Annotated in this window: 21 protein-coding genes and 1 pseudogene; 15 read left to right on the top strand and 7 right to left on the bottom strand. The window is 42.4% G+C overall.

The features are described from left to right. Positions 1–87: 87 nt before the first annotated feature. From EWV66_RS14300 to EWV66_RS14290, 3 genes are all read right to left on the bottom strand, one after another. Positions 88–1,014 (bottom strand): trypsin-like peptidase domain-containing protein, encoded by a 927-nt coding sequence (locus EWV66_RS14300; RefSeq protein WP_287109089.1) that lies wholly within the window; start codon positions 1,012–1,014, stop codon positions 88–90. Between the two features lie 9 nt (positions 1,015–1,023). Then, complete coding sequence (locus EWV66_RS14295) at positions 1,024–1,329, bottom strand: CU044_2847 family protein (protein WP_002746217.1); 306 nt, start codon at positions 1,327–1,329, stop codon at positions 1,024–1,026. A 797-nt stretch (positions 1,330–2,126) separates the two neighbouring features. Beyond that, the gene (locus EWV66_RS14290; RefSeq protein ID WP_185237764.1) at positions 2,127–3,632 is read right to left on the bottom strand and encodes a UbiD family decarboxylase; all 1,506 of its coding nucleotides are present in this window, start codon (positions 3,630–3,632) and stop codon (positions 2,127–2,129) included. A 180-nt stretch (positions 3,633–3,812) separates the two neighbouring features. On the opposite strand from EWV66_RS14290, the gene EWV66_RS14285 reads away from it, so the two are divergent. Next, on the top strand, positions 3,813–4,907 hold the full coding sequence (locus tag EWV66_RS14285) for an AAA family ATPase (RefSeq protein ID WP_185237763.1): 1,095 nt from the start codon (positions 3,813–3,815) through the stop codon (positions 4,905–4,907). Continuing rightward, positions 4,885–5,589 carry a DUF3226 domain-containing protein gene (locus EWV66_RS14280; protein ID WP_069473964.1) on the top strand — a complete coding sequence of 235 codons (705 nt, stop codon included), beginning with the start codon at positions 4,885–4,887 and terminating at the stop codon, positions 5,587–5,589. The genes EWV66_RS14285 and EWV66_RS14280 overlap by 23 nt, the downstream gene beginning before the upstream one ends. Before the next feature lie 52 nt (positions 5,590–5,641). Here the strand turns inward: EWV66_RS14280 and psbV are convergent, their stop codons facing one another. Together psbV and EWV66_RS14270 are read right to left on the bottom strand one after the other, a co-directional pair. Beyond that, a complete protein-coding gene (gene psbV, locus EWV66_RS14275) occupies positions 5,642–6,127 on the bottom strand; it encodes a photosystem II cytochrome c-550 (protein ID WP_002785283.1) in 486 nt (161 codons plus the stop codon). Positions 6,128–6,255: 128 nt separating this feature from the next. Then, positions 6,256–6,462, bottom strand: coding sequence for a hypothetical protein (locus EWV66_RS14270; protein ID WP_002735525.1), 207 nt, complete (start codon positions 6,460–6,462; stop codon positions 6,256–6,258). Between the two features lie 80 nt (positions 6,463–6,542). On the opposite strand from EWV66_RS14270, the gene EWV66_RS14265 reads away from it, so the two are divergent. The 5 genes and pseudogenes from EWV66_RS14265 (at position 6,543) to EWV66_RS14250 (ending at position 8,571) form a co-directional block, all read left to right on the top strand. Continuing rightward, positions 6,543–6,758, top strand: a complete 216-nt coding sequence (locus tag EWV66_RS14265; RefSeq protein WP_206755282.1) for a hypothetical protein — start codon at positions 6,543–6,545, stop codon at positions 6,756–6,758. Between the two features lie 169 nt (positions 6,759–6,927). Then, positions 6,928–7,197: an extracellular matrix/biofilm regulator RemA gene (gene remA, locus EWV66_RS14260; RefSeq protein ID WP_002737924.1), complete on the top strand. Its 270-nt coding sequence runs from the start codon at positions 6,928–6,930 to the stop codon at positions 7,195–7,197. 12 nt (positions 7,198–7,209) lie between these two features. Continuing rightward, positions 7,210–7,764 carry a guanylate kinase gene (gmk, locus tag EWV66_RS14255; RefSeq protein WP_185237762.1) on the top strand — a complete coding sequence of 185 codons (555 nt, stop codon included), beginning with the start codon at positions 7,210–7,212 and terminating at the stop codon, positions 7,762–7,764. A 288-nt stretch (positions 7,765–8,052) separates the two neighbouring features. Beyond that, a pseudogene (locus tag EWV66_RS24170) lies at positions 8,053–8,262 on the top strand (hypothetical protein). An 18-nt stretch (positions 8,263–8,280) separates the two neighbouring features. Then, positions 8,281–8,571: a hypothetical protein gene (locus EWV66_RS14250; protein WP_185236861.1), complete on the top strand. Its 291-nt coding sequence runs from the start codon at positions 8,281–8,283 to the stop codon at positions 8,569–8,571. Between the two features lie 668 nt (positions 8,572–9,239). On the opposite strand, the gene crtH is transcribed toward EWV66_RS14250, so the two are convergent. Then, positions 9,240–10,751: a carotenoid isomerase gene (gene crtH / locus EWV66_RS14245; RefSeq protein WP_287109083.1), complete on the bottom strand. Its 1,512-nt coding sequence runs from the start codon at positions 10,749–10,751 to the stop codon at positions 9,240–9,242. Between the two features lie 636 nt (positions 10,752–11,387). On the opposite strand from crtH, the gene EWV66_RS14240 reads away from it, so the two are divergent. Next, positions 11,388–13,217 (top strand): polysaccharide biosynthesis protein, encoded by a 1,830-nt coding sequence (locus EWV66_RS14240; protein ID WP_287115995.1) that lies wholly within the window; start codon positions 11,388–11,390, stop codon positions 13,215–13,217. A gap of 24 nt (positions 13,218–13,241) precedes the next feature. Here the strand turns inward: EWV66_RS14240 and EWV66_RS14235 are convergent, their stop codons facing one another. Next, on the bottom strand, positions 13,242–13,430 hold the full coding sequence (locus EWV66_RS14235) for a hypothetical protein (protein WP_002732804.1): 189 nt from the start codon (positions 13,428–13,430) through the stop codon (positions 13,242–13,244). Between the two features lie 202 nt (positions 13,431–13,632). Here EWV66_RS14235 and cobW point away from each other — a divergent pair, with 202 nt between their 5' ends. The 7 genes from cobW (at position 13,633) to EWV66_RS14200 (ending at position 22,562) form a co-directional block, all read left to right on the top strand. Continuing rightward, the gene (cobW, locus tag EWV66_RS14230; RefSeq protein WP_287109079.1) at positions 13,633–14,667 is read left to right on the top strand and encodes a cobalamin biosynthesis protein CobW; all 1,035 of its coding nucleotides are present in this window, start codon (positions 13,633–13,635) and stop codon (positions 14,665–14,667) included. Positions 14,668–15,281: 614 nt separating this feature from the next. Beyond that, positions 15,282–17,333, top strand: coding sequence for a M3 family metallopeptidase (locus EWV66_RS14225; protein ID WP_287109077.1), 2,052 nt, complete (start codon positions 15,282–15,284; stop codon positions 17,331–17,333). A 294-nt stretch (positions 17,334–17,627) separates the two neighbouring features. Then, on the top strand, positions 17,628–17,852 hold the full coding sequence (locus EWV66_RS14220; protein ID WP_052276810.1) for a hypothetical protein: 225 nt from the start codon (positions 17,628–17,630) through the stop codon (positions 17,850–17,852). Next, positions 17,849–18,130 (top strand): type II toxin-antitoxin system RelE/ParE family toxin, encoded by a 282-nt coding sequence (locus EWV66_RS14215; protein ID WP_004163338.1) that lies wholly within the window; start codon positions 17,849–17,851, stop codon positions 18,128–18,130. The genes EWV66_RS14220 and EWV66_RS14215 overlap by 4 nt, the downstream gene beginning before the upstream one ends. A gap of 388 nt (positions 18,131–18,518) precedes the next feature. Further along, the gene (locus EWV66_RS14210; RefSeq protein ID WP_287109074.1) at positions 18,519–20,825 is read left to right on the top strand and encodes a sensor histidine kinase; all 2,307 of its coding nucleotides are present in this window, start codon (positions 18,519–18,521) and stop codon (positions 20,823–20,825) included. Further along, on the top strand, positions 20,764–21,210 hold the full coding sequence (locus EWV66_RS14205; RefSeq protein WP_002758488.1) for a response regulator: 447 nt from the start codon (positions 20,764–20,766) through the stop codon (positions 21,208–21,210). Before EWV66_RS14210 ends, EWV66_RS14205 begins: the two co-directional genes overlap by 62 nt. Positions 21,211–21,386: 176 nt before the next feature. Then, positions 21,387–22,562, top strand: a complete 1,176-nt coding sequence (locus tag EWV66_RS14200) for a hybrid sensor histidine kinase/response regulator (protein WP_079205925.1) — start codon at positions 21,387–21,389, stop codon at positions 22,560–22,562. Positions 22,563–22,567: the final 5 nt, after the last annotated feature.

The raw sequence follows: 22,567 nt of genomic DNA, 5'->3' as shown, positions 1-22,567 counted from the left end.
TATTAACCTGTTTGTGCCTTAAGTCCTTCCCTGTATGGATTTCAGCTACTTTTGAGCGTAGGCGCTCTCATCGAATTTTATTTTAAGTTAATTATTTGCATAACAATTCCCGAAGAGCCCTAATTCCCTAGTTAATCTAGTTCCTTTGAGCGGTTTATCGTAAGGTACAGCTATACCAATCTGATTACATAATTCATAATAAAAATCCTTATCTCCTGCTAATCCTTCTAAGTTGAGATACAAGGGTTGTCGATGACTAAGTAAATACTCCCTTGCTTGATGGTAAATTCCCCAAAGCAGGGTGGTTTTTCCCGTTCCCCTTTCCCCGATAATAGCAGCACTACTGCCAGAATTTAAAACCTCAAAAATATCTTTAATTTCTTGTTCCCGGCCAAAAATCTGCTGAATTTCTTCAATACCTCCGGAAGTGGGTATAAAAGGATTATGGGCATTTTTTTGGGGTTGTAATTGCGGAAAATATTTAAAAATAGTCTGAACTGGAATCGCTCTTCCTCCTAAATCACTATACTCATCTCTGGTTTTATTCACCACTCCGCACACTTTCCCCGTGCGTAAATTTAACAGAGGTGAACCACTAAAACCGGGTTGTACTTGCCCTAATTTAAACTTGATTAGGGGGTTTTCATCCCCCGTTAAACCTATATACTCAAAGTCACTAGGATCACCGTTCGGATAATCGTTGGTATAGCCGAAAGTGTATAATTTATCTGTTGATTGTAAATCGTGATCAAAATCGACATATTTGTGATCTAAAGACGAGTTTAATTGTAAAAGAGCCAGATCGATCCCGTCTAGATTCGGTAAGTTGATAATTTTAGCCCCAGAAATTTGACCTTGCCAAATTATCTCGATAGTCTCGCGATTATCCCGCGCATCTTTCACCACATGAAGACAGGTCAAAATTAACCCTTGTCCCACAAAAAAGCCTGTTCCTGACCCATAGATTAACTTTAACCTGACAGTGTACGGGGGTAGAGATTCCGGGGTAAGCATTTAATCAATTTATCCTCCCCATTCTAGGGTAATTTTTAAATTTCCCTTTCCTTCACCTTCCACAATTAAAGCGGTTAGTTTACCAGATTTTACCCTGACTTCTACCCCAAATTCTACGGTCGCCTTTTTGGGTTTCACTTTATTGATCGTAGCAGCGATCGATTCAGTAACTGCCTCAATTGTATCAGCCACACTTTGGAAGTCAAATATTTGATCGGATACTTCCCGTTCACCACCGAAACTTCTCGCTTCCACTAACATGGTGACATTTTCTTTAACTTTAACTGAAATAATCTCAGATCTAGATTCTGGCATAAGGCTCCTCGAATGACCCGTTTATGGTTTTCTCGATTGGTTCTCGGACAAACTTATAGCGGAAGTAAAAAGGCTTATATATATTTCGGCACGGATTCCCATTATGATAAAAAGTATAAGTCAAATCGAGGGATTTTGTCAAGTCTTTTTTGCCATTAATCTATAGAATTTTCGGGTTGCTTACCGGTCATTGTCCTGAAAAAAATTAGGTTCTTCGGTTTTTGTTATGCAAGGGAGGGGGTTATAAGGAATAAAACCCCTGTAGAGACAGACATGGCTGCGATTTTTGTCAATTGTTTTCGCTCTAGAACGAACTAATAAATTAAGTCTCTTGCCAGATAAGGATTTAGTCAATTTATGCCCCCATATCGAACCATACCAAGTAACGAAGAGCCTTTCAGTTTTTCTATTAAGCTCAACATATATTTGAAAGTTTGGCGGTCACTCCTCATTTTACCTGACTGTGATCGCTTTTACTTTTGATATTCTGATGGGAGAATGAAACAGCCCTAGGAGCGCATTAGCTTTTCGGTGGGATGCTTATACGCGATTGTTCATATTTTTGTACCAATTTAAGAGTCACTGATAATTGCTGATTGTCGGTATTTCTGCAAATGTGAGATGTACCCATCAAAAAGTAGCAGCGATTGGAGTGATTGGGGGGAAAATTCCGGGACTTTTTCCCTGAAAATTAGGTAATTGACCGCCTGAAAATGGGTAAAACCCTAGACCCCACACCCCACACCCTACCCCCACCAACAAACTTTTTGCCGCAAACCCTATTTAGTCGGTTAAATCTACATTTCGTAGCCAAATTTATTGGCATCTACTTCTTGTAAATTGATATCGATTAAACCGTATTCTGACCAGCGTTGGGAAACCTTGACCGCCATGGCCGGATCCGACTCCAAAGGTTCCCCCCACTGGTGGTCCGTTTCGGGATACATTTTAGTGGTGGCATCAATTCCCATTCTTCCCCCCAAACCGACCTTTTCGCTGGCAAAATCGAGGCTATCAAAGGGGGTTTCCGGGAGAATAAACACATCGCGAACTGGATCCACTTTAGAACTAATTGCCCAAACCACTTGCCGGGGGTCGCGAATATTAATCTCCTTATCGACGACGATGACAAATTTAGTATAGGTGAACTGGGGTAAGGCACTCCAAAAAGCTAAGGCCGCTCGCCGCGCTTGTCCTGGATAGGACTTATCAATGGAGATAATCGCCGCTTTATAGCTTAAAGCTTCCATCGGTAGGAAAAAATCCCTAATTTCTGACACTTGTTGCCGTAAAATCGGCGTATAAATACGATTAAGCGCGATGGCCATCATCGCTTCTTCCTTGGGAGGACGACCGCTAAAAGTGGTTAAATAAATGGGGTCGCGACGATGGGTCATGCAGTGGAAATGAATCAGGGGTGAATCTTCCACACCGCCATAGTAACCCATGTGATCACCAAAGGGTCCATCTGGCAATACCTCTCCGGGGGTAATTGTTCCTTCGAGGACGATTTCTGAGTCGGCCGGCACTTCCAAATCGAGGGTTTTACACTTGGCTAACTGTACCCCAGAACCGCCGTACAATCCCGCAAACAGCCATTCTGAGAGATCTACGGGGATAGGAGTGGCAGCGGCCATGATAATCAGAGGATCAACCCCTAAAGCGATGGCTATTTCTAATTTTTTGCCCATCTGTGCCGCTTTTCGCAGGTGACGCGCCCCACCGCGCACGGATAACCAGTGGACGGTCATGGTATTGTGAGACTGTAGCTGTAAGCGATAGACACCGACGTTAGGGGTTCCCGTTTCGCAATCTTTAGTAATTACTAGCCCTAAGGTGATAATCTGGCCTGCATCGCCAGAATAGGGGCGAATCATCGGAATTTTCTTTAAATCTACCTCATCCCCCTCTAAAATCACCTGTTGACAGGCAGGGAAAAAGTTACGGTTGGGTTTGGCTTTCAGGACATCAAATAAAACTTTACCAAAATCGATCGCTTGGGAGAGTTTTTTCGGCGGTTTCGGTTGTTGCAAGAGGGCGAGTTTTTTGCCTAAATCTTCCAATTCTTCGGGTTTATTCAGGTTCATCGCCCAACAGATACGTTCTACCGTTCCCATCAGGTTAATAGCGACGGGAAACTCGGCCCCTTGCACGTTTTCAAACAGTAGGGCCGGTCCCCCCACCTGTAGCATCCGATTAGCGATCTCGGCAATTTCTAAATCGGCAGAGACCGATGCACTAATGCGGCGTAATTGCCCACGCTCTTCTAAAAGCTTAATAAATCCTCGTAAGTCTCTAGCCATGATGAAGAAATGTAAATAAATCCCTGTCTTTATTATCTCTTAGGGCGGCAGTTTCGGTGGGGGATAGTCACCTTTTTGAGAGTTGGAGGCGATTCTCGTCTAGAATTAAGTAAAAAAATCCCCATCTTGCCAGGGTCATTCCTACCCCTAAGTTTATGCTTATTCAGCCCAGAGGTCAACATGATTAAGGATATTGAAATTAGTAATTTTAGATGTTTTGAGCATACCAAAATTGAAGGTTTTGAGCGAGTTAATTTAATTGGTGGTAAAAACAATTCAGGGAAAACTGCCCTATTAGAGGCAATATTTTTGTATAGTTATCCCTATCCAAATACTATTCATCCCTACATCAGAGGAATCATTCGTAGGCAATCTTTAGCAGTTGTTCGGGCTGTTCCCAAAAATGCTTGGGATGATTTATTATTCAATCTTGATAGAAAAAATATTATTGAGTTAAAAGGCTCCCAATCTAACCAAGGAGACAAATTGGTAAAAATATCGATTTCTGGTTCTCTTAAAGATAGTGTTCTAGGCATCTCTGAAGACTGGCAAAAATTATACGATTTTATCGCTAAAGATAAATCAGTTATTTCTATCTTAAATATTCACACAAGTTTTGACCATGATCATGACTCAAATGATGAGCAAATGAACTATTTTTTAATTGCCAGTTCTAAGGAGATACTAGCTTTACCTAATGGGGGTGATGAGGAACCAGTAATCATTGCCGCATCTGTCAATAAATCTTTGCAAGAATTGAGCGAGGCCTATACTAAAATAGTTTTTAATGAACAGGAAGAAGAAGTGCTAAAAGCTCTACAAATTCTCGATCCGTCCATTGAAAAAATAGAAAGTTTTTTTCTGGGTGAACCAAATTTATATCTGAAAAGAAAAGAGAGAAAACGCCTACCCATATCTCTGTTTGGTGAAGCTATTAATCGTCTGATAGAGATGATTTTTGCTCTACTCATCAATCCTAAAAAAATTATTTTTATCGATGAAATAGAAAATGGTCTTCACTATACTTCTTACCCAGATATTTGGAAAACTTTATTCCGATTAGCTATCGAACTAGATAGCCAAATTTTTGCCACAACCCACAGTTTAGAGATGATCCAAGCTTTTGCCGATGTGGGGTTAGAATATTATCCAGAACAGGGGGCTTATTTTGAACTAGCAAGGAGTCCCAGAACTGATAAAATTATCGGTATTAAAAGTGAATTAGATATCTTAGATTATGCTCTCAAGCATAATGATCGAATCAGAGGTGAGTAGAATCGTGGCTAATGTAATAATTGTTGAAAGTCAAGATGATGCGGCTTTTTTACGAGCTATTATTGAGCATATTAATGAATCGAATCATTTAAGGATAACTATTGTTGAATTTTATATTCTAGACGGAATAGAACGAGAAAATTATCGTAGCCTTGAACAACGACTGAAACGACTTAATAACACCCTGCTCAAAGATGATATTCAAAAGATAGGTATTGTTTTAGATTTAGATGAACAAACCAGAGAAGAAAGACTTGCTCTGGTTAGTCAATGTATTCAAAGAGTTTTTAGAGAAGCAGCCAGGATAGATGATACCCAAAAGCTATTTCAATTAAATGCTTCTACGAATACTCAAATAGGTTGTCATTTTCTTCATGTTAATGAACAGGGAGAACTAGAGACAGTGTTGAGAGAAATTAAAACCCAAGATTCTCCCCATGCTGATTGTGTAGAAGCTTGGCGATCCTGTCTTGCACAAAAAAATATTGATATAAATCGTAAAAAAATTGATAAATTGTGGATTCAAAACTATATCAGGGAAGATACACCATCACAGAATGAAAAAAGAGAGGCTAAGAAATATTGTAATTTATCCCATGCTTTAACCAAAAAAGACATTTGGAACTTTGAGCATGAAGTATTAAATGAACTCAAAGAATTTTTACAACTATTTGCTGTCTAATCAAAAATCCCCCTAGAAATCTAGAGGGATCGAGGGATATATGGAGGGCAATTTAGAAGTAAATTGTACCACCCCAACGCTCGTCTAGACGGGGAGCAACCAACATATAAGCGGCGACGTTATACACATCATCTTCGGTCAGATTGCGTAATTCTGGGAAGATATCCGGACGGCTAACATTGGGATGAAATTCGCTTAGATCATCTTCACCATCGTAACTGGTGGGATGTTCTAGATAATCAATCAATGCTAACAGATTATCTCTGGGAGGTTCCGCTTTTGCCAGATCACCCAGACCCAAACTGACGTTATTATTAGTTTTGGTTTTACCTTGCAGGTGACACTTAGTACAATTGGCGACAAAAAGTTTCTGTCCTTCCGTCGCTTGTTCAGAAGTCAAAGTCACCGATTCCCCTGCGTCATTGAGGGTGATGGTGAGGGTTTTTTCATTGAGTTCTAAGGCACTAGCGCCGTTAAGATTGAATTGTAATACAAAAAAGACTACAGCGATCGCTGCCACAATCAAACGTTTGATCATTGTTCTCCTACTCGCAATTGTTCCAAGAAAGGGGATTTTAAGGTGACTAAAAAATTTTCTCCTCTGGGAGGGTGTCGATCGATTCTAAGTGATCACGGACACCGAGAAGATCGCAGTGGGGAATAAAGTCAAGGGGACGTTTCCGTTTTCGAGGCGGTTACTCCTGAGCGTTGGGATAAAATCAGTGAGATAATTGCTTTAGCATCTTCTAGGGCGAGATTAGTCTGCCGATCTTTATAGGAGATGCCTAATTGGTCGCAAAGTGACAACACAGATTCATCGGCCAGATCGTACTCTGCCGCAATATCAGCGATCGATAGATCAGCAAAACCCATAGTCTAACACACCCACCAAGGATAGAGAATACTTATTAGTCACCATAATTATCATGCCATTGCCGGGGACATTCTTAACAGTGATCAGTGATCAGGAGTCAGTAGCCGGTCGTCAGGAGTCAGGAGATTATTTTTATTTGTTCTCCCATCACCCCATCACCCCATCACCCCATCACCCCACTCCCCCATCACCCCATCACCCTACACCCCACACCCCACACCCTACACCCCACACCCTGCTCCCCACTCCCCAAAATTCCCTAATTTTCCCGACTTTTGGACTATTTACTCCCTAAGATAGAGACTCGTGTAAACAAATTTAATTAAAATCGCAAAAAACCTGAAAAAATACTAAAATGTGATTAAGAATGTTATTTTTAGCGTTGTAAGGCTAAATCTTTCCCGATAACATTGTAATCATACCTCCACACTCTTTTGTACAAAGGGCTGCACCTTTGTTAACTTATGGATATACAACTGATCAACATCGGCTTCGGTAATATTGTTTCCGCTAATCGGGTTATCGCCATCGTTAGCCCTGAATCGGCTCCTATCAAACGCATCATCAGTGATGCTCGGGATAAAGGCTGTTTAATCGATGCTACCTACGGAAGACGGACTCGTGCGGTGATCATCACCGATTCTAGTCATGTAGTGCTGTCGGCCATTCAACCGGAAACCGTGGCTCACCGTTTCGTGGTCAACAAGGAAGCCCCTGTTAATAGTAGCAACTAAGTTATTAACCCCATGCAACCCGGTCAATTAATCGTCATTACTGGCCCTAGCGGTGTGGGCAAGGGTACGCTAGTACGGCATTTACTAACTCGTTTCCCTAACCTCTACCTGTCCGTATCCGCTACTACGCGCCCACCTCGACCGGGTGAAATTGAGGGGGAAGATTACTACTTTCTCGACCGTCCCAGTTTCGAGGAGAAAATGGCAGCCGGAGAATTTCTCGAATCGGCCGAATATGCGGGCAACTACTATGGAACACCCCAATCAGCGATCGCTGATCAATTAGCAACAGGCCAGACCGTAATTCTAGAAATCGAATTAGAGGGAGCCAGACAGGTGTGTAAAAGCTTCCCCGAAGCGCGGAGAATCTTTATCCTACCCCCCACTTTCGAGGAATTAGAACGTCGTTTGCGCGACCGGGGCAAAGATGCCGAAACAGCGATCGCCCGTCGTCTAGAGCGCGCCCGAGAAGAATTGGCCGCCAGCGAGGAATTCCCCTATCAAATCGTCAACGATGACCTAGAAACCGCCCTAGATACCATCGAGAAGATTATTTTTAGCCGTTAGCCATCCCATCAAGGGGCAGGAGGCAGGAGGCAGGAGGCAGCCTTGAATCAGTTATCAGCTCCTGAAGGACGCAAAGCGCCCTAAAAAGAAAAAGAGAAACTATGGGCAAGCCCTGATCTTCTAAATCTGGAAGTATCCTGAACTCAAACCGGAGTAACAATGGTGTCATGAGACCCGATTATCAGCAAAGGTCCCTAGGAAAGAGGAAAAAAGAATTGGCGAGACGAGGATTAACTCGTGAACCCGTGGTCGAGAATCAAGTAAAAAACCGGCTCTTCGGTTTGTGTTATGCAATGGACGGGGGTTATAAGGGATGGAACCCTTATAGAGAAAGGCATTTAGCGATTTTTGTTAATTGTTTTTGCTCTAGAGCGAACTAATCAATTAAGTCTCTTGCCAGATAACGATTTAGTCGATTTATGCCCCCCTATCGAACCATACCAAGTAACGAAGAGCCAAAAAACCCTTCCTAGAACCAGGGTACTTCCCCGATCATAACTCGGAGCCAAGAAAGCCATGACCAAATCCCGAAACAAGTCTTCAAAAACCCAAAGTAGTGACCAGAAGTTAAACATCATCAATGCCAAGGCGGCGGGAATTGACCTGGGAGCCAGAGAACATTGGGTCTGCGTCCCCCAAGAATTGTCCCAGGAGAATATCAGGAGTTTTGGTTGTACCACTCCCGATTTGTTATTGTTAGCCGATTGGTTAGAACCGACATTCCGCACATCTTCATATACTTTTACATATTTTTACATTCCCCAAGATGTTTTGACGAAAAACCTTCATTGTAGAAACTACTATTGAGAACATTTTCAATAATTGATTTTTTCTGAGAAAAAAAATTACAATTCTTCACCTTGAGAAAAATCAATCATTGTAGCTAGGGTTTGCTGAAAAAGTTTTTCCGGGGGGTAGGGTGTGGGGTGTGGGGTGTGGGGTGTGGGGTGTGGGGTTTTACCAGTTTTGAGGTGGCCAATTACCTAATTTTCAGGGAAAAAGTCCCGGAATTTTCCCCCCAATCACTCCAAAGGTCGGCACTTTTTGAGGGAAAAAAAGTCTAAAAACCTTGTTGGATCAGGTTTTTAGATTTATTCAGCAAACCCTAGCTATAGTCCCTACTGGCAATGGGTTTTAACTCTCTTTTTGTACCAATTTATGTACTAAAAAAAGGATAATGCAAGGTTTTTGAGAGTCCCAATCCGATTTTCGCAGCATGAACATCGGATTTTAACAGGTCAAAAGCCTTATCTAACAAGGTTTTTAGATTTATTCAGCAAACCCTAAATAATCATTCTTTAATAACCGGATTTAGTTTAATATCCACAGCGTTTCTCATCAAGGTGAAGTATAGATTAAACCTTGCCGAAGTAAGGATTCCAGTCGCAAAAATGCGCTTCATCCATCTGAGAAACGCTGTCAAGTCTTACCTTCCCGTTTCCGAATTCGCCGGTAAAAATCCTGATTTTCAGCTTTTAATCTCTGGGACGAGGTAAACCCAGATCTACCGATAGAAGATGACTGCAAGCAAAACCAGAAAAGGCCACTGCGTTTAATCCTTGACCGGGGAAGGTACTATCTCCCACACAATAAAGATTAGGAATAGCTGTGCGATTAAAGGGCATTCCTAATAAGCCTAACAGTTTTCTTCGCGGTATTGGGCCGTAACTGCCATCGATTCTATTCAAAAAGCGGCGATGGGTGCGGGCTGTGCCAATTTCGATATAATCTAATCCTGTATCTAGTTTGGGAAAGAGTTTTTTCAGGCGATCAATGAGACGATGAGCAGCGGCCTCTTTTTTCTGTTGATATTCTTGAGGGGGCAGTTTTTGCCATTGATCAATCCAGCTAGGGGTGAAAGTATGAATGATATGATGGTCCGGGGGTGCGAGGGAGGGATCGAGTAAGGTAGGAATAGAAACAAAGATAGTTCCCTGTTCTGCTTCCATATTTTCCCAATCTTCTAGTAAAATATGGTGACATTCGCTTCCTGATGGCAATACATCGGCCTTGACTCCCAGATGCAAACTCAAGAAACTGGGGGATTTTTGATAGCGTTTTTGCCATTTTTTTTCGCTACCCGGGAGAGATTCCGGGGGGAGTAGTTTCTCGAAGGTATCCCAACGGGTGGCATTAGAAACAATCTTTTTCGCGTAATATTCCTTACCATTGGTCAATCTTACCCCGATCGCCCGTCCTGCATCTAAAATAATCTTATTCACTCTCGCTTGATACTGGATTTCACCACCAGCTTTTTCCAATCCCGCGACTAACTTGAGAGCAATCTGTCCCACTCCCCCCCGGGGATAGTTAATTCCCCCGTAATGGCGATCGCTAAAGACCATTCCCGCATTAATCATCGGAGTGCGATCGGCGGGTACTACCGACCAACAATAACATTCCATATCGATAAATTTCAATAATTTCGGGTCTTTAATATATTTTCTGGCCACATCTCCCGCATTTTGGGGTAAATACTTGACCAATCCCAAACAGGATAAAGGATGCTGGAAAAAAACCCTAGTCAGATAGCGGGGTTCTTCCAGCGATAGTAAATCCATACTATTGAGACAATTAAACACTTGCCAGCATTCATCGTAAAAGCGCCGGATACCGGTTTTTTCTGCGGGAAAATGGCTAATTAATTCCTGTAAAAATTGTTCGTAGTCGCGATGAACTTTTAAGTCTAATCCGTCCGGGAGATGATAATGGATCTGGACGGGATCGGCAATGGTTTCGATACTCATATCCACCGCTGCCAAAGCTTTGGTTAAGAGGTTAGTCGTCCCCTTTTTGCCAAAACCAAAAATCATCGAAGCACCCACATCAAAACGATAACCCTCTCGTTCAAAATAACCCGCGCTGCCCCCCGGAATCAGATAACTCTCTAAAACTAAGACTTTTGCCCCTTTTGCCGCTAATTGCGTCGCTGTCACCAATCCCCCGATTCCCGACCCAATCACGATCGCATCGTACTGATTACTCATAACTTGACTCGATAAATTTTTGCATCAATTCTTGATTGTAACCCTTGACTAGCGGTCATCTATCGGCTAGTTTGGGGGAGCAGAAAATTTTTAGGGAGCGATGAAAAGTTGCTAAAAGGAAAAAAGTCCGGCTCTCTTATTCTTTGTGTGATCTCGCGTAGCGAGCGCGTTGCGACCAGTTTAACTTACTCTAGAAGCGATCAATCTTTGTGTACTCTGTGTCTGGAGTGGTTCCTTCCACTCCCTCGCCAGCAGGACTGTATCTTAGAATATATTTTACCCACCAAACCTAAGAGAGCCAAAGTCCTGACAAATCCCGCCACTTGACATAATTGGATTTAGGTGATATTATCCTCTGGAAAGACGGACAGTGCTACTGTTATAAAAAATATTGGCTCTTCTCGTTTGTGTATGGAAGAGAGAAGAATAGGGGTAGTTTTCCGTAAATATATTCTTCAAAGCCTTGCCTAGCAAGACTCGTCTGAATAATAAGCACTGATTACCAGACAAAGTCGAGAGGAGCCAAGTAATTTACCTTAAGATTAATTAATCAATTGGATAATGTATAGAAAACTGGCGAACAAAATCCTTAAATTGGCTAATTACCTATCTAGGTCATCGAAGCGATCTCTTTTAATGATCACCGACTGCCTTGTTTTTTGTCTAACCATCTATCTGGCCTTCTCTCTCAGGTTGAATCTGAGCCTCGAATATCGGGAAATTAGACCTTTTTTAGAGCCAATATTGGGCTTAATTGCCATTAAAACTCTAGTTTTCTATCTCAAAGGTATTTACCGTCCCGTAGTACGTTATACAGGATTAGAGTTTCTTTCCTCCGTACTGCAAGCGGTTCTCTATAGTTCAGGGTTTTTAATCATTCTGGCCTACTTTCAAGGGGATGCCTTTTTGCCGCGTTCAGTCCTGATTATCGACGCATTGTTAACCCTAGTATTGGTTATCGGGGTGAGATTGTTGATTCGTTCTGTCTTTCACCGTCTGAATATTTACGTCAGTAGTGTCGATAGAGAACCGACAATTGTTATCTATGGTGCGGGGGTTGTGGGTCGTCAATTGGCACGTTCCCTACAAAATGACCCCCACTATCGTTTATTGGCCTTTGTTGATGATAATCCCGATTTGCAGCACCGAGTGATCCAAGGCTTTAGGGTTTATCCCCCCTCTCAATTGGCACTACTGCACCAAAAAACAGCCTTTGACTGGGTTATTCTCGCTATTCCTAATGTAGCCAAGGCCAGAAAGCGGCAAATCATCGAAAGTCTAGAAACTTTACCCATCGACATTAAAACCGTTCCTCCCCTCTCAAAAATTTTATCGGGAGAAACGACCATCAATCAGATTCGCAGTGTCGATGTCTCGGAATTATTAGGACGGGAAGAAATTCTACCTCATCCCGAACTTTTGGGAAAAAATGTCACCGGTAAAGCGGTGTTAGTCACCGGGGGTGGTGGTTCCATCGGTTCGGAATTATGCCGACAAATCGCCTTCCTCAACCCAAAATGCCTGGTAATCTACGAATTAAACGAGTTTTCTCTCTACAAAATCGATCTTGATTTAAGCGAAAATTATAGCGATTTACGCAAGTATGCCTATCTAGGCAATGTTCTCGACCGCAATCATCTAGACCGAGTCATCCAACAACACCAAATTGAGACAATTTATCACACGGCCGCCTATAAGCACGTTCCCCTTGTGGAAACCAATGCTAGTCAAGGGGTTTACACTAATGTTTGGGGAACCTTAAATGTCGCTCAGACCGCGATCGAGAATTCAGTTAGTAATTTAGTTCTCATTTCCACCGATAAGGCCGTCAGACCGACTAACATTATGGGGGCCAGTAAACGCTGTGCTGAGTTAGTCGTGCAAGCTTTGGCCGCTTTACCCGACACTTCCACCCGTTGCGCTATCGTCCGCTTTGGCAATGTTCTCGATAGTAGCGGTTCCGTGGTGCCGCGTTTCCGGGAACAAATCGCCCAACGTAAGAATATTACCCTCACCCATCGCGATATTATTCGCTATTTTATGTCTATTCCAGAGGCGGTGCGTTTGGTTATACAAGCGGGAGCCATGGCTAAGGGGGGTGAGGTATTCCTGTTAGATATGGGTGAACCGGTAAGAATTTACGATTTGGCCCTACAGATGATTCGTTTAAGTGGCTTGGAATTAGGGCAAGATATCGATATTGAAATCACGGGATTAAGACCGGGGGAAAAACTCTACGAAGAATTATTAATCGATACCGATAAAGCTCGTCCCACCTCTCACCCAAAGATTTTTTGCGCTCATGAACACTTTCTTGCTTGGGAGGAATTGCAAATCAAATTAGAACAACTGCTTAATTCTATTCAAGTTAATGACCGTCAGGGCCTAGTTAAGTCCCTACAAGATTTAGTTCCCGAATACCGGCCCCCGCAGCAAATGGCAAGTAATTTGTCAAATCAAAAGTGAAAAAGAGGAGTTTTATCTCTCCTCTTAATCTAATTGAACCGAATGCTCTTGTTTTAATTGCTTTTGGATAGCTTTTACCGTCTGCTCAATTTTATTGATTCCGCGAGAAGAAGGGCGATTTATTCTATCAGCTAGAGGAGAAGTTTGTTGAATAGCAATGCTTAAATAAAGAGGAAAAGCGAGGGTAAAGGCTAAAAAAAGACGTTGTAACATGATCCACTCCCACAAAAGTTTTTCAGCGATTATTTAGCCGGCTGAAACTTCTAACAGAATAACGACTAACTAGGAAAATTTCAGCTAGTTTGTGACAGTCTGGCAATTGGTGGGGCAATCCTAAAGAATTAGAGCTGAAACCCTCAACCCTAGACCAAGAGTCTGATACATTGATCTAAGAATATGATCGATCGCCCTATCTATGCATAAAATTCCAGTTACTGTGATCACGGGTTTTCTGGGTGCGGGAAAAACTACCCTCATCCGTCATCTACTGCAAAATAATCAAGGCCGACGGGTGGCCGTTATGGTCAATGAATTCGGAGAAGTGGGAATTGATGGTGATTTGTTGAAAAGTTGTCAGACCTGCGATGACAACCCCAACGATAATATTGTGGAATTGACCAACGGTTGTCTGTGCTGCACAGTGCAGGAAGAATTTCTCCCCACCATGCAGAAATTGCTGGAGCGACGGCAACAGTTGGATTGTATGCTGATCGAAACCTCGGGATTAGCTTTACCTAAACCTCTGGTTCAAGCTTTTCGCTGGCCGGAAATCCGCAACGGTGCGACGGTGGACGGAGTAATCACCGTGGTGGATGGTTTTGCTATCGCTAGGGGTCGTCTGGTGGCGGATTTAGATGCTTTAACGGCACAAAGGCAAGCAGACCCCAATTTAGAACACGAAACTCCTATTGAGGAGTTATTTGAGGATCAGTTAGCCTGCGCTGACCTGGTACTCTTAACTAAAACCGATCTCATCAGCGAAATTGAATTAGAAAAAATTATTAATTGGCTGAAAACACAACTGCGATCGACGGTAAAAATAGTTACTTGTGCCGATGGACAAATTAGCCCCGATGTGCTATTGGGATTTAATGCCGCCGTCGAGGATAATTTAGTTAGTCGTCCTAGTCATCATGATCACGAGGAAGAACACGATCACGATGAGGATATCAATTCTGTGCAGTTTTGCCTCGATTCTCCCGTAGATGCCCGAATTTTGACCCAACGGCTCAAAGAATTGGTAGCCCGAGAAGAAATCTATCGGGTCAAGGGATTTGTTAATGTGGCCAACAAACCGATGCGTATGGTGTTACAGGGAGTCGGCGATCGCTTTGATTCTTTCTTTGATCGACCCTGGCAATCCACGGAAACGCGGCAAACTCGCTTGGTCTTTATCGGCCGGTCCCTCGATAGTCAGAGAATCGAGCAGGCCTTAACTAGGGTTTGCTGAAGAAGTTTTTCCTGGGGTTAGGGTGTGGGGTAGGGAGATTATTTTTATTTATTCTCCCTTCTCCCCCTCTACAATAATTACTCGCAGCCAGAAATACGTTGGGTACTATCATACTTTGTGCTTTTTGTCAAAAAAACTTTTTTTTTGCAATAAAACTACATAAAAAAAAGATCATCGTTATGGGTGAAATTGACTGATTTGACCGTCTTAATTAGGATCACCTTCTATATGTGGCAAGGGTTTCAACCATTGCTGCCCAAAAAAGCACAGAGTGACCGATAACATCGTTGTTAAATAAAAATCTTTCTCAATTAATTCTTAAGAATTTGTAAATATTGCGGAATGTTAATTTAAATATTCTCAAGTTTTTGCAGTCAATAAATAATTTTTGCTTATCTTTGATCAACAGAGGCAGTCCCAATGAAAAAATTTTCACCCCCACAGATGAAAGAGGTTTCTTTCCCCACACCCTACACCCCACACCCCACACCCCACACCCCACACCCCACACCCCACTGAAAAAGCTCCGGCGCTCGATCGCCCGGATAGATGGTCGGGGATTTAGGTTAGGGTAGTAAAAGATACAGATTACCCACCCTTCCAGACCAACAATTATGACGAACACCAGTAACCCGCTGCTTGCCGGTCAAGGATTACCGGCCTTTGACCAAATCCAACCCGGCCTGATTGTCCCTGGGATGACGCAACTTTTGCAGGAACTGGCCAGAGAATTAACCGAACTAGAAGCGCAGATTACCCCCACCTGGGAAAAATTAGTCGAACCCCTCACCCGGATTGAAGAACGTTTAAGCTGGAGTTGGGGGATTATCGGTCATCTGATGGGGGTAAAAAATAGCCCAGAATTGCGTCAAGCTTACGAAACCGTACAACCACAGGTAGTCGAGTTTATTAGCCGTTTAAGCCAAAGTAAACCCATTTATGAAGCATTTTTGTCCCTGCGCCAAGGGGAAAGCTGGGGGCAATTAGACGAGGCACAACAGCGCATTGTCGAAGCTTCCCTGCGGGATGCCCAGTTGGCTGGGGTGGGATTGGTAGGGGAGAAAAAAGACAGATTTAACGCGATTCAACTGGAATTAGCGGAAATAACCACGAAATTTTCTAATAACATCCTCGATGCCACCAAAGCTTTTCAACTGAAACTAACAACCCCAGAAGATATCGCCGGTTTACCCGCTAGTCTCCTTAGTTTAGCCGCCCAAACCGCCCGCACCCAAGGAGAAACTAACGCCGGCACCGAAACTGGTCCCTGGGTGATTACCCTCGATTTTCCCAGTTATTTCCCCTTTATGAAGTACAGCGATAATCGGGAATTGCGGGAAAAACTCTATAAAGCCTACGTTAGTCGGGCCGATCTGGGAGAATTGGATAATAATCCCTTAATCGATCGCATTTTGCAACTTCGTCAGGAACAGGCCCATCTTTTAGGTTATAGTACCTACGCCGAGGTCAGTCTTGCCCGGAAAATGGCCAATTCTGTGGATGAAATCGAGAAATTGCTTGACAATTTGCGCCAAGTAAGCTATGAAGCGGCAAAACAGGATTTAGAGGCCTTAAAAACTTTTGCGGGAACCGACGATCTCAAGCATTGGGATATAGCCTATTGGTCAGAAAAACAGCGTCAGGCCAAGTTTAACTTTAGTGCCGAGGAATTACGCCCCTATTTCCCCCTACCACGGGTTTTAGAAGGCATATTTAGCCTCGCTAAACGGATTTTTGGGGTAGAAATTATCGCTGCCGACGGTAAAGCACCCATCTGGCATCCCGATGTGCGTTATTTCCAGATTAACGACGAAAAGGGCGAAAAAATCGCCTATTTCTACCTCGATGCCTACAGTCGTCCCGCCGAAAAACGCGGCGGCGCTTGGATGGATGTCTGTATCGGTCGGGCCAAAACCGGCACCGAGGTGCGTTTACCTGTGGCTTATTTAATCTGCAATCAAACGCCTCCAGTGGACGGAAACCCCAGTTTAATGACCTTTGAGGAGGTAACTACCCTATTTCACGAATTTGGCCACGGTTTACAGCATATGTTAACCACTGTGGATTATTCTGGCGCGGCGGGTATTAATAACGTTGAGTGGGACGCGGTGGAATTGCCCAGTCAATTTATGGAAAATTGGTGTTATGATCGCCCTACTTTAATGAGTATGGCCAAACACTACGAAACTGGTGAAACTCTCCCCGAACATTACTATCAAAAACTGCTCCTAGCTAAGAATTATATGAGCGGTTCGGCCATGCTGCGTCAGCTACATTTGTCTTTAGTAGATTTGGAATTACACCATCGTTATCAACCCAATGGCGGCGAAACTCCTAAACAAGTCAGACAGCGTTTAGCGGCGACAACGACGATAATTCCTCCTCTACCAGAAGATGCTTTCTTGTGTTCTTTTGGACATATTTTCGCTGGCGGTTATGCGGCGGGTTACTATAGTTATAAATGGGCAGAAGTTCTCAGTGCCGATGCTTTTGCCGCTTTCGAGGAAGTGGGATTAGATAACGAAGAAGCAGTGAAAGCGATCGGTCGTCGTTTTCGCGATACTGTCTTAGCTATGGGGGGAAGTTCCCATCCTATGAATGTTTTTAAAACTTTCCGCGGTCGCGAACCTAGTACCGAGCCTCTCCTCCGTCATAGCGGCTTATAAAAGTAACCAAACACTTTTCTTTGTGGTGCGTTACGGCAATATTTAGCTCTTGATTTTTTCCCTAAAAACAAGGGATTGTCTGACGCACCCTACTTGACTATCTTGTGATAAGTAGGTAGGCGTTAAAAGTTGTCAGACACCCCCCTTATCAAGGGGGGGACTAAGGGGGGATCGGCACCCCCCTTATCAAGGGGGGACTAAGGGGGGATCGAACCTAAAATCCATTTTTAATTTAATTATAACCAGCTACTTAGCATATCAGGAAAAAAAGTTAACTAACAGGAGTCAACTTTAATGAGTATCGCATTTTTTCAAGATCTGATCGAATCGGTAGAGAGTCTATCCATTGAAGACCAAGATTATTTGTTTGAGCTAATTCGTAAAAGACGCATTGAGAAACGCCGGGAGGAGATGGCTAAAAATGGCGAAGAAACCTTAAAATCTTTAGCGATGGGAACAGCAAAAAAAGGCAGCACTGAAGAGATAATGGCTTATTTGTTAGAGGATGAAGAAGAATGAAATTAGTTGCTGACAAAAGCTTTAAAAGAGCTTTTCAACGCTTAATCAGCAAAAATCCTCAACTACAAAGCAAGGTATCAGAGGTTCTACATTTGTTAGAAGATAATCCCTTTACCCCTTCTTTAAAATCTCATAAGCTGACAGGTAGATTAGAAGGTTATTGGTCATGTTCTGTTAGTTATGATTGCCGTATTATTTTTACTTTTCGTCAAGATACTGATTCAGGAGAAACTTTAATTGTTATAGTTGATATTGGCAAACACGATCAAGTTTACTAATTTATCTCTTGAATTTGTTCTTTCTTATCAATTGTATAATCACAGTACGATATCGCCTACTTTTCTAGGGTGCGTTCCTGGAAATTTTTGGGTCTGAAACCCCTTAACTACTGTATATTTTTATTAAGAATTATCTGTCCCTTGTAACATTAAATCTTAATTCTTAACAAATGACCATAGATTATCAGAGAAAAACTGATTATAATAAAGGGAACTGAACAGAACTGCTCGATCGATAGATAACTGATTAATTAAAGTTTTATTACTTTTGATGGCCTGGGATTAAGATAAGTAAATTTATTCTTGATCGCCCCTTGGAAGTGAGAAGAAATAGTTTTAATAAACAAAGAGTTTTCAACTTGGCAAAAATCCTCTGGGGGAAATACACATGGAAGTTCTAACCGAGACAATTAACCCAACTTCGATCGAACGGGAACCGATCCATCTCTATAACCGAATTCAACCGCACGGAGTGCTTTTAGTTCTCAGCGAACCAGAGCTAAAAGTCAGCCAAACTAGCAGTAATAGCCGCAGTTTATTGGGGATTTCTCCGGGGGAAATTATCGGTAAAACCCTAGAGGAAATCTTCGATCCCTTTCAGATCGATCCTCTAAAATCAGCCATAGAAAATAACGATTTTGATGCTATCAATCCCTCCAAAATTTGGGCGCGGGTTAAAGGGGATGATTTTGCTGTCTTTGATGCTATTTTCCACCGCAACGCCGAACAAATGCTGATTTTAGAGTTAGAACCAGCTATTTCCTATGAAAACATTCCTTTCCTGAGATTCTATCACCTAGCCAAAACTTCGATCGATAAACTTGAAGCCACCCGTAGCCTGAAAGATTTCTGTAATATCATCGTTAAAGAAGTCAGAAAAATGACAGGATTCGATCGAGTTATGTTATACAAATTCGACGAAGAAGATAACGGTGATGTGATAGCAGAAGACAAAATAGAGCAACTAGAACCCTATCTCGGTTTACGTTATCCCGCTTCCGATATCCCTCTCCCGGCACGAAATTTATTAAGTGCTAATTGGATTCGACAGATTCCCGATGCTACCTCTGAACCCGTCGATCTAGTGCCTAGTCTTCATCCCGAAACCCAACAACCCTTAAATTTAACCCTGTCCAGTCTTAGAAGTGCTTCTCCCTGTCATTTAGAATACCTGCATAATATGGGAGTGGGAGCATCTCTAACCATTTCTCTGATTGAAAATAAACGTCTCTGGGGCATTATTGCCTGTCATCACCGCACCCCTAAATATGTACCCTACGAACTCCGTAAAGCTTGTGAGTTCTTAGGAAGAGTGATTTTTTCGGAAATATCGGCACGGGAAGAAACCGAGGATTATGACTATCGAGTAAAATTAAACTTTGTGCAATCACAATTAATTGATTATATGGCGGAAGCTAATAACTTTATTGATGGATTAATTGCCCATAAACCGAATCTGCTTGATCTAACTAAAGCCACAGGAGCCGCTATTTGTTTAGGCGGCAATTATACCTTAATTGGAGTAACACCGAGCGAAGAAGAACTAAATTATCTGATTACTTGGCTAGAAAAAAACGTCCATGAAGATGTTTACTATACCAATTCCTTGCCGCGAATTTATGCCGATGCGGGTAAGTTTAAAGACATTGCCAGTGGTTTACTAGCAATTCCCATTTCTAAACGTAATTATCTCCTCTGGTTTCGTCCGGAAGTAATTCAAACCGTGAACTGGGGTGGTGATCCGGGTAAAGCGATCGAAACGACTGCCATAGATGGTGATATTCGTCTCTGTCCGCGTAAATCTTTCTCCCTCTGGAAAGAAACCGTTCGCCTCAAATCTTTCCCCTGGAAAGCAGTAGAAATTAACGCCGCACTAGAATTACGAAAAGCGATCGTCAATATCATCTTAAAACAAGCCGATGAATTGGCCCGTTTAGCGCGGGATTTGGAACTATCAAACGCCGAATTAAAAAAATTCGCCTACGTCGCCTCCCACGATTTACAGGAACCCCTCAATCAAGTCGCCAACTATGTGCAGTTGCTAGAAATGCGCTACACCGAAGAACTGGACGAAGATGCTAAAGAATTTATTACTTTTGCCGTCGAAGGTGTCAGTTTGATGCAAACATTAATAGATGATGTGCTGGCTTACTCGAAAGTGGATATGCAGGCGGTAGAGTTTAATACCATCGATGCTAATCTGGCACTGGAAAAAGCTCTCGCTAACCTGAAAGGGAGAATTCAGGAAAGTCAAGCTGTGATCACCGTTGATCCTTTGCCAATTGTCATGGCAGATAAAACCCAGTTAATGCAATTGTTCCAAAATCTCATCGGTAATGCCATTAAATTCCGAGGAAAAGCAACCCCCACTATTCATATTGCTGCTCAACGTCAAGAGGAGGAATGGCTGTTCTCTATTAGCGATAATGGAATTGGCATCGATCCCCGATTTTCCGAACGCATTTTCGTGATTTTCCAACGACTACACACCCGCGACGAGTACCCCGGCACAGGTATGGGTTTGGCGATTTGCAAGAAAATTATCGAGTGTCATCGCGGACGAATTTGGGTAGAATCCCAATTAGGTAAAGGAGCGGTTTTCTGTTTTACAATTCCCCTAGGAGGTGACGAGCGTGAGCGCTGGCGAGGACGTGCCACACAAAATTATCTTATTAGTGGAGGACAGCAAAGCTGATATTCGCCTCATCCAGGAGGCATTAAAAACTAGCACCGTCCCGCACGAATTAGTTATCGTTAGGGATGGTGTCAACGCCATGGATTATCTGCGTCGAGAAGGGGAGTATCTCGATTCTCCCCGTCCTAATCTGATTCTTCTCGATCTGAATTTACCCAGAAAAGACGGACGGGAGGTGTTAGCGGAAATCAAAAACGATCCCAGTTTAAAAAGAATTCCTGTGGTGGTTTTAACCACTTCTCGCAACGAGGAGGATATTTTTTATAGCTATGAACTGCACGTTAATTGTTATATAACCAAGTCGCGCAATCTCAACGATTTGTTCAAAATTGTCAAAAATATCGAGGCTTTTTGGTTAGAAACCGCTACTTTACCCGGGGAGTGAATCATTATCAGTGATCAGTTATCAGTGATCAGTTATCAGGTTTGAGTTTTCAGTTCATAGTATCAAGTGGCAAGTTCGGAGCTTTCTTTTCACTGATTACTGATTACTGTTTACTGATCACTGAAAAATCTTCCCACTTCCTAACCTCCCAAATCTCTTTAACTCTTGATTAAAAAATGGGACTCTCGCAGGATATAAAAGTTCTTTTAATCGAGGATAATTTAGCCGAAGCTCGATTATTAAAGGAAATTCTTAAGGGTAATGAAAAAAAAGAATTTCATCTGGTTAATGTGTCAAGATTATCCGAGGCGATTTCTCTGTTACAACAAACAAATTTTGATGTAATTTTATTAGATCTAACTTTACCAGATAGTCAGGGTTTGCAATCCTTAGCTCCCCTTTTGATTACGGCTCCGAAATTGCCAATCGTGGTTTTAACTAATACTAATGATGATAATTTAGCTTTGGCAGCACTGCGTCAGGGAGCGCAGGATTATTTAATTAAAAGAGAAGTAAGTTTAGAAATTTTAACTCGATCGCTATGTTATGCGATCGAGCGAAAACAGATGGAGGAAGCTTTACGAGAATCCAACGAAGCTTTAAAAATGAGCGTGATTGAACGCACTAATCAACTGGAAAAAGCTCAGGAATTAAATCAGTTAAAAACTGAATTTGTTTCCATGTTATCCCACGATTTTCGCAATCCTTTAAATAAAATTTTACTCTCGGCTGGATTATTAGAAGAAAGTCGCGATCGGTTGACAAAAGATCAGCAAGTTAGCTATTTTCGCATGATTCGATCGGCCATTAAAGACATGGATCAATTGCTCACAGAAGTTTTATTAATTGGCCGGGCCGATTCCGGGAGATTATACTGTCAATTTGATCTGGTGGATTTGCTGGATTATTGTCAGAAATTGGTAGAATCTTTTACGGTTAAGCCGGAGCCGCAATTAGCAATTATTTTCCAAATTGAGGGCAGCTTAGAAAGAGGACTTTGGGATATAAATTTAATTAAACATATCTTGACAAATTTACTGGGAAATGCTCTCAAATATTCACCTCAAGGCAACCCCGTAGAATTTAAGATTATTGTCGAATCCGAGCAGGTAGTCTTTAAAATTGTCGATCGAGGAATTGGTATTCCCAGCAAAGATAAAGAAAATTTATTTAAACCTTTTTATCGCGGTAGCAATGTCGATAATATTCAAGGAACGGGATTAGGATTAGCCATTGTCGGACGCTGTGTGGAAGCGCACAAAGGACAAATTTACCTGGAAAGTGAGGAAGGAAAAGGCACAAAGATCACGGTGATTTTACCGATTATTACCGACATTGAACACCTAAATTGAGATGA

This window comes from Microcystis sp. M_OC_Ca_00000000_C217Col (assembly GCF_007095585.1).
Taxonomy (GTDB): Bacteria; Cyanobacteriota; Cyanobacteriia; order Cyanobacteriales; family Microcystaceae; genus Microcystis; species Microcystis panniformis.
The sequence above is the reverse complement of the archived record's forward strand: the minus strand, read 5'-3'. Positions and strand labels throughout refer to the sequence as shown.